The 13,061-nt window shown below is 59.6% G+C and carries 16 protein-coding genes and 1 pseudogene; 13 read left to right on the top strand and 4 right to left on the bottom strand.

What is annotated here, in order from left to right:
* The 3 genes from istA to V1479_RS25770 all read right to left on the bottom strand — a co-directional run.
* A partial coding sequence (istA, locus tag V1479_RS25760) for an IS21 family transposase (RefSeq protein WP_368805349.1) occupies positions 1–764 on the bottom strand: 764 nt, incomplete at its 3' end.
* Between the two features lie 196 nt (positions 765–960).
* Positions 961–1,254: an HlyD family secretion protein gene (locus tag V1479_RS25765; RefSeq protein ID WP_173194989.1), complete on the bottom strand. Its 294-nt coding sequence runs from the start codon at positions 1,252–1,254 to the stop codon at positions 961–963.
* A gap of 133 nt (positions 1,255–1,387) precedes the next feature.
* On the bottom strand, positions 1,388–1,789 hold the full coding sequence (locus V1479_RS25770; protein WP_173195041.1) for a MarR family transcriptional regulator: 402 nt from the start codon (positions 1,787–1,789) through the stop codon (positions 1,388–1,390).
* A gap of 103 nt (positions 1,790–1,892) precedes the next feature.
* On the opposite strand from V1479_RS25770, the gene V1479_RS25775 reads away from it, so the two are divergent.
* From V1479_RS25775 to V1479_RS25790, 4 genes are all read left to right on the top strand, one after another.
* A complete protein-coding gene (locus V1479_RS25775) occupies positions 1,893–2,372 on the top strand; it encodes a universal stress protein (RefSeq protein ID WP_173194988.1) in 480 nt (159 codons plus the stop codon).
* A complete protein-coding gene (locus V1479_RS25780) occupies positions 2,369–2,878 on the top strand; it encodes a MarR family winged helix-turn-helix transcriptional regulator (RefSeq protein WP_173194987.1) in 510 nt (169 codons plus the stop codon). Before V1479_RS25775 ends, V1479_RS25780 begins: the two co-directional genes overlap by 4 nt.
* An 84-nt stretch (positions 2,879–2,962) precedes the next feature.
* The gene (locus V1479_RS25785) at positions 2,963–3,259 is read left to right on the top strand and encodes a hypothetical protein (protein ID WP_173194986.1); all 297 of its coding nucleotides are present in this window, start codon (positions 2,963–2,965) and stop codon (positions 3,257–3,259) included.
* 637 nt (positions 3,260–3,896) lie between these two features.
* Positions 3,897–4,346, top strand: a complete 450-nt coding sequence (locus V1479_RS25790) for a PaaI family thioesterase (RefSeq protein WP_206680646.1) — start codon at positions 3,897–3,899, stop codon at positions 4,344–4,346.
* Between the two features lie 167 nt (positions 4,347–4,513).
* Here V1479_RS25790 and V1479_RS25795 read toward each other — a convergent pair whose 3' ends face one another.
* Positions 4,514–4,903: a winged helix-turn-helix transcriptional regulator gene (locus V1479_RS25795; protein ID WP_368805345.1), complete on the bottom strand. Its 390-nt coding sequence runs from the start codon at positions 4,901–4,903 to the stop codon at positions 4,514–4,516.
* 115 nt (positions 4,904–5,018) lie between these two features.
* On the opposite strand from V1479_RS25795, the gene V1479_RS25800 reads away from it, so the two are divergent.
* The 9 genes and pseudogenes from V1479_RS25800 to V1479_RS25840 form a co-directional block, all read left to right on the top strand.
* Positions 5,019–5,429: a DoxX family protein gene (locus V1479_RS25800; protein ID WP_173194984.1), complete on the top strand. Its 411-nt coding sequence runs from the start codon at positions 5,019–5,021 to the stop codon at positions 5,427–5,429.
* A 5-nt stretch (positions 5,430–5,434) separates the two neighbouring features.
* Positions 5,435–6,241, top strand: coding sequence for a DODA-type extradiol aromatic ring-opening family dioxygenase (locus V1479_RS25805; protein ID WP_173195040.1), 807 nt, complete (start codon positions 5,435–5,437; stop codon positions 6,239–6,241).
* Positions 6,242–6,281: 40 nt separating this feature from the next.
* On the top strand, positions 6,282–7,181 hold the full coding sequence (locus V1479_RS25810; RefSeq protein ID WP_206680645.1) for an SDR family oxidoreductase: 900 nt from the start codon (positions 6,282–6,284) through the stop codon (positions 7,179–7,181).
* A gap of 77 nt (positions 7,182–7,258) precedes the next feature.
* The gene (locus V1479_RS25815) at positions 7,259–7,888 is read left to right on the top strand and encodes a TetR/AcrR family transcriptional regulator (RefSeq protein WP_173194983.1); all 630 of its coding nucleotides are present in this window, start codon (positions 7,259–7,261) and stop codon (positions 7,886–7,888) included.
* Positions 7,889–7,932: 44 nt separating this feature from the next.
* Positions 7,933–8,883, top strand: a complete 951-nt coding sequence (locus tag V1479_RS25820) for an HlyD family secretion protein (RefSeq protein WP_368805346.1) — start codon at positions 7,933–7,935, stop codon at positions 8,881–8,883.
* 2 nt (positions 8,884–8,885) lie between these two features.
* Positions 8,886–9,863 carry an ABC transporter ATP-binding protein gene (locus V1479_RS25825; protein WP_173194981.1) on the top strand — a complete coding sequence of 326 codons (978 nt, stop codon included), beginning with the start codon at positions 8,886–8,888 and terminating at the stop codon, positions 9,861–9,863.
* A complete protein-coding gene (locus V1479_RS25830; RefSeq protein WP_173194980.1) occupies positions 9,860–11,029 on the top strand; it encodes an ABC transporter permease in 1,170 nt (389 codons plus the stop codon). Before V1479_RS25825 ends, V1479_RS25830 begins: the two co-directional genes overlap by 4 nt.
* A 363-nt stretch (positions 11,030–11,392) precedes the next feature.
* Entirely contained in the window at positions 11,393–12,043 is a 651-nt protein-coding gene (locus tag V1479_RS25835) for a hypothetical protein (RefSeq protein WP_173194979.1), read from the top strand.
* Positions 12,044–12,133: 90 nt separating this feature from the next.
* Positions 12,134–12,554: pseudogene (locus V1479_RS25840) on the top strand (IS66 family transposase); the annotation flags it as partial.
* Between the last annotated feature and the right edge of the window lie 507 nt (positions 12,555–13,061).

Here is a 13,061-nt window from a genome sequence, read left to right on the forward strand (position 1 = left end):
ATGGTGTCGTCGCTGACCGGCATGCCGAGTCGCTGCATCAACCGCTCGCCAGGACGGCCACCAGCGCTGTGGCCAAGCAGGCCGACAATCTCAACGACCCGGTTGACGCCAGACTTCAGATTGTCAGGCACGATCAGGCGTGGAACACCGCCGAAGAAGCGGAACATGCGCACATGCGCGCCAATCCAGTCGGGAAGCGTCTGTGTCCACGTTGCTTCCGCATAGGTGAGGCCGGAAGCGCCCAGGACAGCGACGAAGATCTCCGCTTCGCGGATCTCGCCAGTCGAGCGATCGACAACGGCAATCTTCTTGCCGGAATAGTCCACAAAGACCTTGTCGCCGGCGACATGCTCCTGGCGCATGGTCGGCGAAAGCCGCCGCTCGAAACTACGAAACAGATCGCAGAAGCGGCTGTAGCCGTAACCATCGGGATGGATGGCGCGATATTCTTCCCACAGGATCATCAGCGTGACGCCGGGCTTCTTCAGCTCCAGAGCCAGTTGCGCCCAGTTCGGCTCGGGACGCCGCCGCAGCCCCTGTTTGACCCCGGCCCGCGCGAAGAGCCGGTTCTCCAGTGCGTCGTCGGTCAGGTCGCCCGGCAGTGGCCAGGTCAGCCCAGCCGCTGCCGCACGCTTCAGATTGTCCTGAACCGTGCTGCGCGCGATCCCGAGCGTCAGGGCAATGTTGCGGGCGCTCGTGCCGTCCCCGGCAAGTCGAAGCAGGTGTCGTAATTGTCTCATGGTCAGCCTTCTCTTTGCCGGCATCACGCGTCCCTTGCTGAAAAGGACCGTCATGCCAAAGTTGCTGACCCAAGTGTTTGCCCCGGCTTCAAAGTGGCCGGTTATTGATCGGAATCGTGGCCGGCTTCATTCCGGAATGGTGGCCGGCTTCAAGTCGGAATTGCCGGCCGGATAACTTCGGAATCTGCAGATGAACCACACAAATTGAGGAAGAACCGAATTAAATGGAAAACGACACCTGCTGGGAACGCAGCTGGTTCTGCTGGGATTTGACGCCTGTGACCTGTGCTTCCAGGCCCTTCAGTTCCTGTGAGGCGGATGCCGCATCGATGGTGGCCAAAACCTGTCCACGAACGACCTTGTCGCCCGCGATGACGGGAAGCGATATGATCCTGCCGGACACTTCGCTGCTGACGGCGATCATATTTGCCGCGATCCGGGCGTCGTCGAGAAAGACATGCGTCCACCGCGCGGCCAGCCAGGGATAGGTGAAATAGGCGACGACGCCGAGCACCGCGAAAAGCGCCGTCGCGCGAACCAACCTGCGCCCTCGCCCGCTCTTTTTCGTAGCTGTTGGTGTCTCGTCAGTGCCAGCATCTGCGTGCGCCGCCCCGGAGAATTGCGACGGCTTTGTTTCCATGTTCATTCTACGATCTTTCCAGCCTGTCGCCGATGAGACCCAGCACGCGGTGCGCCGTGGCCAGATCATTCGCAGGGACGCCTTCGAGCAGTTCTTCCCTGAACGCATCGGAAATGCGCGTGATCTCCTCGATAAGCGGCTTAGCGCTTTCCGCGAGATGGATATTCTTGACCCGCCGATCATCATCGGAATCGACGCGTTCGATCAGACCACGCTGCTCGAGCGCATCCAGAAGACGCACCAGGGTCGGTCCCTCAACCCCGATCTGCTCGGCGAGATTCCTTTGCGACATCGCCCCCGATCGTCGCAGATGCAGCAGCGCGATCCATCGCGCTTGCGTCAATCCGAGATGTTTCACGCGCGCATCAAGGCCGGTTCTCCAGCGACGGCCAACCCGTGCAAGCTCCATGGCGAATTCCTGGCCGATGCCCACTTGATAGCTTTCTTATTGATAGTATGCTAACGACATAGCGCAACTTCCGTTATGGTGCAACGTGGCAACCCAGTTACCTATGTATCGACGCATCCTCCTCGCCTATGACGGGTCCGTTGAAGGTCGTCTGGCGCTGCGCGAAGGCGCCCGCTTGGCGCGGCTTTGCGAGGCCCAGGTGTGTCTGCTGGCGGTTGTGCAGATTTCCACCGGGATTGTCTTGGCCGAAGGTGTTTATCCCGGAATCGTGGGCGAGCAGAGCGAGGTGTATAAAAACATCCTCGCTGAGGGTGAACGACGTTTGCGGGAGATCGGGTTTGAACCTGACACGCGGCTTGCGATGGGCGATCCCGGCCCGGAAATTCGCGCCGTCGCGAAGGAGATCAACGCTGATCTCGTGGTCATCGGACACCGCCAGCACGGGACACTGGCGCGCTGGTGGTCGGGGTCCGTCGCCACATACCTCATCGACCATCTCGACTGCAGCATGCTGATCGGACGAATGGAGGTTTCCGACGCGGAGTTCGACAGACTCAAAACGAGCCAAGGAGTCCCCGAGTGATTGTCGTCAACCCGGCGCCGAGCAGCTCCGCGGTGACGCCACAGAGGGATACTGGCGTCGGCTTCCTCCCTGAAAAGTTCGCTATGGCCCTTGAGGCTATTGCCTTCGTCAAAGCATTTCGAAAACAACTCTTGGTCGAATTCGAGTTTGCAGGACTGGCTCTTACGCCGGCCGAAGCGCGCGTGCTAATGTTTTTGGCCCGTAACGAGGGTCTCAACCAAGCCCAGCTGGCTCAAATTCTTTCGTGCGAACCAATGACGCTTGTCGATAACCTCGACCGGCTCGAGGCTGCAGACCTGGTCGTCCGCAAGCGCAATGAGGTGGACCGTCGCGTCAAGTGCATCTATCTGGAGCCCCGGGGCAAAGCACTGGTGCCCAGGGTCGAGGCGATTGTGAGCGCCCTCTGCAATAATGCCGAACAGGGTGTCGGCGAACAACATATCGAACTGATGCGGGCCGGGCTTTCGCATATGACCGGGAACCTCGCCAGTCCGCCGAGCATTTAGCATGAGGGCGTCAGACGCCAGTTGACCAGCACGTGGGCCCCAGACTCCGGAACCCCCCATACTCACCGAAATGGAAGGTCTTCGATGCGTTTTCATTCTCCCCTTTTCGCCTCAGGATTGTTGTTCGGAACGCTTATTTCTGCCTCCGCTCAGGATAAAGATCCGCTATCGAAGTTGCCGCCCCCGGACAGCATCAAGCTGTCGACTGTGATCGAGCAAGTTGAAGGACGTCCGGGTTTCTATGCCATCGAAAGCATTACGTTTGCAGAGGGCGAGTACCGAATCGTCTATTTCATGGGGGATGGCGCGGAAGTGCGCATAAACTACGATGCGAAAACCGGGGCCAGCCGGCCGCCGCGGCGCGGCCTGTTTGGCAACTAAAATGTGCGCATTTATCTTTCAGCGCTGGCTTACGACGGTCCTGCGGGTTCGGTTTACGTACTGTGAAATACAAATAACCTGCGAAAGAGTTAAGCTATTTTCTACATGATCAATCGTCATTTTAGTAAGGCAGGCGCTACGGAAAACATAGGTGCGCTAAGTGAACACCAGTTTCATTGGACATTCCTCAAATGGCGAACAATCAGAACGCTTGGAAAGACTCGCGAGATACTTCTTGACAAGCAACAAGCTCTTTAAATCGCTTCGTCTGGAGTTCATTCGCTTTGACCTCCTGCGAGTCGAGGTCCGAATCCCCTTCAACCGTGAATTTGAGTTGGCGTCGGATGAGTCTCTCGACCGGGATACTCACGACCGCTCTCGATTCCATTTTTGGACTTGTTGTGCTCGCAAATCTCGAGGAACTGGCTCCTGTGGCCACGATCGGCCTGAACGTCGACTTCACATCGACGCCTCGCCGGGGAGAATCTGTCATCTGCCACGCAGAATACGGCGGATCGTCTGAACAGGTAGCTCATGTGCGTGGGCATGTCGTCGGTGAGGAACACGGGAAGATGTTCGCATTTGGAACTGCCACGTTCATGATCGGCACGCGTGGACCTGCAATCAATCCCATATCATGAGCACGATCATGTCTTCCACAGTCGGTCAGACCGAGGCTGGCTATCTCTCTTTGACGGACTGCCTGGCCATTTCACCTTTCGCCCGGTTCCTGAATATCCAGCCACGGATTGACGCCGATTGCGTCGTCCTCAAGCTTTGCTTTGCCGAACATCACATTGGCAATCCGATGATCAGGGCGCTGCATGGCGGCATCGTCGCCAGTCTCTGCGAGCTTTCGGCATCAAGCATGCTCGCCTTTCAGACGGAGGCGACGTCCATGCCAAAAACTCTCAGTCACAATGCCAGCTATCTGCGATCGACGATCGCCGCCGATTGCTATGCGCAAGCCGCGATCGAGCGCATCGGCAGACGAACTGCGACCTTGTCTGCGCGGGCGTGGCAGGAGGATGTAGAGAACCCCGTGGCCATTTCACGCGCCACTTTCCTGACCCAGGGATATATCTGACGTTTCCGCTCGGAAACCCCCAATGTTGACAATGTCTTCCGAACAGAGCTTCAGCATTATATGTCGAACGTGTAAGAAATACCAGCGCTCGATTGGCCCCCTTATCGCGGGCCTTCGAGGTAAGCCATAAGATGCTCGTGGTATTCCACGCTGACAGAGTCCTAATTTCAATCATTCTGGTCGTAGAGTTCGCGACTGCGCTGTATGTCGGGCCAGTTGGCTTCCAGCCAGCCGATCAGCGTACGAACCGGAATGAGAAAGCTCTTTCCTCTTTCGGTCAGCTCGTACTCGACCCGAGGGGGGACCTCCGCGAACACTTCACGGGTGACAAGCCCGTCGCGCTCGAGATTGCGGAGCGTCGTCGTCAGCATGCGCTGGGATACCCCTCCAACAGCGCGCATCAATTTTGAGAAACGCAGTCGGTTTCCGCTTGCCTCAGCCAAACGTGCTATCACGAGAAGGCTCCACTTGTCGGCCATCCGGTCCAGCAGCGGTCGTACGGGGCAGATCTCGGGCGCGATGGGGCCGGCGGCATCGATCGAGACATCAATGTTCACGGCTTCTCCTTTCATGGTTACGCGCAGGTAACAGACTTATCCGCACGTGCCTACTTCCCATGGCGTTGATTACGAATAGGATGAAAGTATCAAAAACGCACTATGGAGGGAAGCGATGTCGGCCAGGAACCTGAACATCGCGCTGTGGACGGCCCAGGTCCTGCTCGCCCTGGTGTTCGGGGCAGCCGGAGTTATGAAGGTGACCATGCCTCTGTCCGACCTTGCGGGGATGCTGGCCTGGCCGGGAAATGTTCCGTCATGGCTGGTCCGGTTTATCGGAACGGCGGAGCTGGCCGGTGCGATCGGTATTCTCGTGCCTGCCTTGACCCGCATACAACCGTTGCTCACGCCGCTGGCCGCGCTGGGATTTGCGATCATTCAGATCCTGGCGGTGCCCGTTCACATATCACAGGGCGATATCGCAATGGTCGGGCCGGTCAACGCCATTTTGCTGGCGCTGGCGCTGTTCGTTGTCTGGGGCCGCTATCGCAAGCTTCCGATCCAGCCGAAGGGAGCGCTGGCGTGAGCAGGATGCCCACCCTGTTCATCCCACATGGCGGCGGACCATGTTTCTTCATGGACTGGGATCCTCCAAACACCTGGGACCGGATGGCGAGCTTTCTGCGCGGGGTACAGGCCAGCCTGCCGGAAAAGCCCAAAGCCGCGCTGGTAGTTTCGGGCCATTGGGAGGAAGCGCAGGTCACAGTGCAGACCGGCGCCAAGCCGCCGCTGCTGTTCGACTATTACGGATTTCCGGCACATACTTATCAGTTGAGCTTTCCCGCGCCTGGATCACCGTATCTGGCGGCGCGCGTGTCGGACCTGCTGGGGGCGGCGGGATTTTCGGTGCGGGGCGACGCCGTGCGGGGCTATGATCACGGGGTATTCATCCCGCTGAAGCTGGTATTTCCCGAGGCGGACGTGCCGGTGGTGCAACTGTCGCTGCGTGCCGATTATGACCCGGCAGCGCATCTGACGATGGGAGCTGCTCTGGAGCCTCTGCGTGATGAGGGCGTGCTGATCCTGGGCAGCGGCATGAGCTATCACAACATGGGCGTGCTGATGAAGAGGATGCGCGGCGGGACGCAGGACGTGGAGCCGGCGTCGCAGGTCTTTGACGACTGGCTGACCGGGGCGGTGACCGACCCGGATCCGGCAGCGCGCAATGCGGTGCTGATGGACTGGATGCGCGTGCCCGCTGCCCTCGATGCCCACCCGCGAGAGGAGCATTTCCTGCCGCTGCATGTGGTGGCGGGAGCCGCCGGGGCCGATATCGGCGTCAAGGTGCTGGATGATGTGGTGATGGGCGCCGTCGAATCCGCATTCCGTTTTGGCTAATGCGACATCAATTCAAATCTTAACCTCAAGGAGCAAGATCATGACAGCAATGCAGAACGGGCCGTTCCTGGTCACCGGAGCCTCGGGCCATCTGGGACACCGGGTTGTGGAACTGTTGCTGGAGGGCGGAGCCGGGCCGGTGATCGCTACGACGCGGTCGGTGGATAAACTGACGCGGCTGGCCGCGCAAGGTGTCGAGGTGCGCAGCGCCGATTTCAATAATCCGGTGGGCCTCAAGAATGCTTTCGCCGCAGCCAAGCGGTTGCTGATCATCAGCACCGACGACCTGGAGCCCGGAAAGCGCCTGGTTGCTCACAACGGAGCCATCGAGGCCGCGGTGGCCGCTGGCGTTGAGCACATAGTCTACACGTCGCTTACCAACCCTGGCCCGGACTCGCCGATCACATTTGCCGTTGATCACCGGGAAACCGAGGCTATTTTGGTTGAAAGCGGCATCCCCCATACCATCCTGCGCAACAACCTTTACACCGATCTGTTCCTGATGAGCGCACCGCAAGCCATCAAATCGGGCCAACTGTTTGCCGCTACGGGCCAGGGCCGAGCGGGCTATGTCACCCGCGAAGATTGCGCGCGGGTGGCAGCTGCTGCTTTGATGCACGAAACCGAAACAAAAACCTATGATGTCACCGGTCCCGACCTCATCTCGCAGGGCGATCTCGCCGCGATATTGTCGGACCTGTCGGGCAAGACGATCGCCTATGTCCCGATTACCGTGGATGACCTTCGTGCCGGGATGATCGCCAACGGATTGCCGCCGACCATGGCCGAAGCCTTCGCGTCCTTCGACCAGGCAATCGCAAAAGGCCATATGGCCGTCAGCACCAATGATGTGAAAGATCTCACCGGGAAAGCGCCTGCCAGCGTGCGCGATTTCCTCGGCAAGAACGCCGCGTCGCTGCTGAAACCGGGCGCCGCTTAGGAGCCTGGACGCAAAATTCTGCGAGGCTCGCCATGTCGAGCCTTGCTGACTGACTTTTCAGTCACTATCTTTCTCCTATGGCTCAGAAATTTCGGGCGGCGCGTTCCGACGAGGAACGCCAAGCACGGCTTCAATCAATATTGAGTGCGGCTCTGGACGCTTTCGCCGAGAAAGGTCTTGGCGCATCGCGTCTTGAGGATATCGCTACCAGGGCGGCCATCGCCAAGGGCACGATCTATCTCTACTTCCCCTCGAAGCAGGCGGTGTTCGAAGAGCTGATCCGGACGTCCATTGTGCTGCCCGTCGATAGCTTGCGAACTGAATTGCTGGCGCAGGATTTATCGGCCCAAACAGTATTTGGTCTCCTTTCCCACTGGGTGCGAAACGAATTTCTCGGAACGGATCGGGAAATTATCGCGCGACTCATCCTGTCGGAGGTCGGTCGCTTTCCGGAGATTGCGGCCTTCTGCCATCGGGAACTCGTGCATCCCGTCATGGAGTTCCTGAAGCAAATCGCGCAGCGCGCGTGTGAGCGGGGCGAATTCGGATCGAATGTCCTGGTTCGCTTTCCACAGCTTGCGGTCGCATCCGTCCTGGTGGCTATAACCTGGAACGATCTGTTCCAGGACGTCGAGCCCCTCGACTTGGGAGCCATGATTGAATCGCACCTCGACCTCCTGCAGCGAGCAATGCGATCGGACCTATGACAATGCGTCGGGCCGGCCTTGTGATGATAGCAGCAGGAGTGGCGTTGCCAGCCCTCTTCCTGACGAACCCGAAAAGCGATGCGCCGCTGCCCCGATTCCAAGGTTATGTCGAGGGTCAGACGATCTATGTTTCCGCGGAAGAAGGGGGAACGATCTTTCGGATTCACGTAGATTCTGGCGATGACGTTCAACGGAATCAGACGTTGTTTAGACAAGATACTGCTCTCAAGCAGATACAACTTCAGCAGGCAGAAGCTCGTTTGCGCGAGGCGCAAGCAAGATTGCGGAACGTCGAGGCTCCCCAACAGAGGCCTGAAGAGATCGAGGTTCTCAGGGCGTCGGAGCGCCGCGCCGCAACGGCAAGTCAGCTCTCCGCCATCGAACTCGACCGTCAGCGCGAACTCTTCCGCAAGGGGGTAGCGTCGAAGGCTCTTGTCGAGCAGGCAGAAGCGGCACATCAACAGAATAGCGCTGCCCAGGAGGAAATTCGGCGGCAGATTGTTGCAGCCGGGCTCGGTGGCCGTGACAACGATATTCGCGCGGCCGAAGGTGCGGTCGACGCGGCAAAAGCCGCGCTGGCAGAGGCTGACCAGCGGCTCGCCAAAGCGGAAGTCAGGGCCCCCGAGGACGGCCGTGTGGAAGATGTCTTCTACCGCGCCGGTGAGGTCGTCCCGGCGGGTACCCCTGTGCTGGCCCTCTTGCCTGACGGCAATCTGCGGATTCGTTTTTTTGTGCCCGAGCCTGCTCTCTCTGCGCTTTCGCTCGGCGGCGCAATCCTGGTGAGTTGTGACGGATGTGCGCCCGACATCGAAGGCCGCATTACTTTTATCGCCAGGGAAGCCGAGTTCACGCCGCCGGTCATTTTCAGCGAGGAAGAGCGTTCCAAACTGGTCTTCAAGGTCGAAGCACGCCTCATCGGCAACGAGCATGCCCTGCCCGTCGGACTTCCGGTAACTGTGGTTCCGACAGCTGATGCCGTGGCAGAGAAGAGGTAGTTATGCGTGCCACGCTGCCCAGTCCTGCGCAACCAATCAAGGCCGCCGGTGCGTTTGCGGGAGACATCGCCATCGAAGTTTCCGGCCTGACGAAATCGTTCAACGGCCGAACCGTCGTCTCCGACCTTAGCATGGAAGTCCGTCGCGGCCTCATCTACGGATTTCTCGGTCCGAACGGCAGCGGCAAGACGACGACGATACGCATGCTTTGTGGCCTGCTGACGCCCGACGCTGGCCGTGGGACCTGCTTGGGCTACGACATTCTCACCCAATCGGACGAGATCAAGCGTCATGTCGGCTACATGACGCAGCGCTTCTCGCTCTACGAGGATCTTTCGATCCGCGAGAACCTCGAATTTGTGGCCCGCATTCACGGTCTCGACGATCCGCGAGGAGCAGCAGGAGATGCCTTGCATCGCCTCGGGCTGGAGAACCGGGCGCATCAGCTTGCTGGCGAGCTGTCAGGTGGCTGGAAGCAGCGTGTCGCGCTTGGCGCCAGTATTCTGCCGGGTCCGCAACTTCTTCTTCTGGACGAACCAACGGCTGGTGTCGATCCGAAGGCGAGGCGCGATTTCTGGGACGAGATCCATCGTCTCGCGGGAGAAGGCCTCACAGTGCTCGTGTCGACGCACTACATGGACGAGGCGGAGCGCTGCCACGAGATTGCCTATATTGCCTACGGCCGCCTCCTCGCCGCGGGAACAGTTGCGCATGTCGTCGCGCAGTCCGGCCTTGAGACCTGGACAGTGACCGGTATCGCCTTGCGTCAACTTGCCGAGACACTTCGAGGGCGGCCGGGGGTCGATATGGTCGCGCCCTTCGGTTCGGCGCTGCATGTGGCCGGTCGAGACCCCGCGCTGCTCATGCGCTCCACTGAGGCTGCAAGAGCTGACGAACGCTACAGTTGGCGTCGCGACCAGCCGACGCTCGAAGACGTCTTCATCGACCTGATGGACCGCGGCCGGGACAACTTCAGATGACCCCGGTGCTGACATATCCGCGAACCACGCAAGGACCGGTGGCGGCATGGCGGCGCTTTGTGGCGGTCCTTGTCAAGGAATTCATCCAGTTGCGACGTGATCGGGTGACGCTGATTTCGATGATTTTCATCTCCCTGGTCCAGCTCCTTCTTTTCGGCTATGCGATCAACACCGATCCGAAGGAACTTCGAACAGCCGTGCTGGCGCAGGACGAAAGCGTCTTCACACGGTCTTTCCTCGCCGCGATGCGGACGACCGGCTATTTCGACATTCGCGAGAGGGTGGCGAGTGAAAGCGAACTCGACGACTTGATCCTGTCGGGAGCCGTTCAGTTCGGCGTTCAAATACCATCCGACTTTGGCCGCCAGCTCGTTCGCGGCGAGCGTCCCGCGGTTCTCGTCATCGCCGATGCCACGGACCCTTCCGCCACGGTGAACGCTGTCGGGGCTCTGGAAGGGATCGCAGCGCGGGCTTTCGAACGCGATCTCATCGGACCAACCGCGTCTCTCGCCTCGACGCCTCCGCCCTACGAGATCCGAATTCATCGACGGTACAATCCGGTCGGGGACACGCATCTCAATATCGTTCCAGGGCTAATGGGCACGATCCTGTCCATGACGATGCTGATCTTCACCGCGCTTTCAGTCACGCGCGAGATCGAGCGCTCGACCATGGAGAGCCTTCTGGCGATGCCGATCAGGCCGGTCGAGATCATGCTTGGCAAGATCGCCCCCTACGTTCTTGTCGGCGCATTCCAGATGGTGCTCATCCTGTCGGCGGCCTGGCTGCTGTTCGACGTTCCGATCGTCGGAAGTCTTGCACTGCTGTTGGCGCTCACGACGCTCTTCGTCATCGCAAATCTTGCCGTCGGCTACACGTTCTCGACGCTAGCCTCGAACCAGCTTCAGGCCGTCCAGATGTCTTTCTTCTTCTTTCTGCCCAACATACTGCTCTCGGGCTTCATGTTTCCTTTCAATGGCATGCCCGACTGGGCCCAATGGATTGGCGAGACGCTGCCAATGACCCATTACCTCAGGATCGTTCGCGGCATCATGTTGAAAGGGGCAGACCTGTCGCATCTGGCAATACCCGTCGGCGCGCTAGGCCTGTTCACGCTGGTCGCGATGGCGGTGGCTGTCAACCGGTTCCGGCAAACGTTGGACTGAGCGGGACCCGCCGCTCTCCTTGGGCAGGTGGGAAACGAGGGCGCTCGTAGCCGACCGGAGACCTCGAACCACGCTGGTTCTCGGACCTTGGACACGCGTTGAGAGCAACGAGCGCTGACCGGTGCCTCATTCCGCATTCACCGGCTTAAGAGACCGCTGAATTTCGGCGGCTTTTCCCGGCGGCTAAGGTAAAGAACCCGACTGCCACGGGCATGCTCGGCGCCGTTTCCGCCCGGCCTCGGCCGTCAATAATCCCTGCGAAATTATTGTCTCGATCATGAGCACGCGAGAATAGGGTTGTGATCGCGGTCATACAGATGTCAACTTGCTGCCCGATCGGCAGTGTGATTCGGGCGGAATTCGATGAGCGATATCAAAACCATACTCACTGCAGCCTTGCTGATGGCGTCAGTGAGCGTAGCCCATGCGGGCGAAAACGCCCCCTTCATCTATCTCGCGACGCAAGACCCGTTCGTCAGCCCTGAAGCGCCAAAAGCGAAGAACGATATCCATGTCTTCGGCGGCGTCTTTGCCGGCGGCTCTTTCGGCAGCGTCGTCCAGTTCTGGGACGCAGACTACACCGACAATTTCATGATCGGCGGCATCTACGGCCGCGATTTCGAAGATCTCGGGGCAAGTTTTGTCCTTGGCGGCGTGGCGGGCGCTGCGATCCGTTTTGGCGATGATGACGATACTACCGGAGAACTTTGGGCCGGATTACGGATCCGCCACCACGGCTTGGTGATTGGCGACCTGGCAATCGCGCCGGGGTTTACGGCCGGCTTGAGCGTCGTTACCGGACCGACGGAGATCGAGCGCGCGCGCGAAATCCACTACGACGGCGACGCGAGCTTTCTGGGATTCCTCGGGCCCGAGGTCGCATTCAAGCTTCGGCAGACTCCGCATGTCGAGTTCGTCTATCAGCTTCACCATAGGTCAGGCGCTGACGGGACTTTTGGCGATTTTGGTGAAGGATCCAACGCGAGCACCTTCGGCCTTCGCTATCGCTTCTAAAGTAAGGAAGGGCGTTCGGCTGACCCGTTAGATGGCCGCCCCGCTCGCCGAGAGTCAGAATTGGGCACTACTGTCGCTTGGCAGTCCTGGCTCGCCGGGTGCCGCGCTCACCTGCGGCGCAAATTCTAGGACCTGCACATCAGCGTGGTCTCGCAGGCCGCGACGGATTCGATCATCGCCATGAACGAATTGTGGAAGGTCTATGGCATGGTTCGTGGCAAGGATGTTGGGCGCCGCGCTGCGTCAGGAAAAGTCCGTGGCCATTGTCGCGTGCGTCTTCGATCTATGGGAAGCGGAACTGGGTAAGGCCTCGGGGAAATCCAAAACCGCCGAGGCGATCCGCTGCGCGCTCACCCCCGCGGGAGGCGCTGGAACGCTTTCGGGCGGATGGCCGCCATCGAAATCGACTCCAACATCGTCGAGCGTGCAATTAGTTAGGCTCCAGACGATCGCGCGAACGAATAGTCTATTTGCCGGCAGCCACGGTGGTGGACGAACCTGGGCGACGGTAGAGCGGGAACAGCGCCGCCAGGAAGTGCTCGTGCCGCGGTCGCACAGCCGGGCATGGGCAGACCGAATATGGCGACCGGTCGGGACCCGATGAGGTTCGGCACGCGTCCTGATGGGTGGTGATCGCTCCGGTTTCAGTCGCCGTAACCGGAACCGGTGCCCTCTACTTCGACTGGATTGTCTTGGCGGTATCCTCCATAGGCGCGGGCATAGTCTTGTACTTCGACGAGCCAGATTGCCGACACCCTCTCGTTGATCCTTGTGTGCACCTTTCTTGGATCGTCTGTTGCTGCTCGGCTATGGATCGGCTTAACGGCCTTCCCGCATCGAGCTGATTCTCGCCTCTGGCTGCTTGGGCGCTACGTCCCAGAGCCATGCCGTGGCTGGATTGATGATTTCTTCGACGACCTAGGGTCGAAACCCAATCAGGGTATTGAAGGTCCGTAGCAAATCAGATTCCCTGCCGTCGTTTTGGGATGGAGGCGATGATGAGCAGGCTTTTCTGGCT

It is taken from the genome of Neoaquamicrobium sediminum (genome assembly GCF_040970315.1).
GTDB lineage: Bacteria > Pseudomonadota > Alphaproteobacteria > Rhizobiales > Rhizobiaceae > Aerobium > Aerobium sediminum.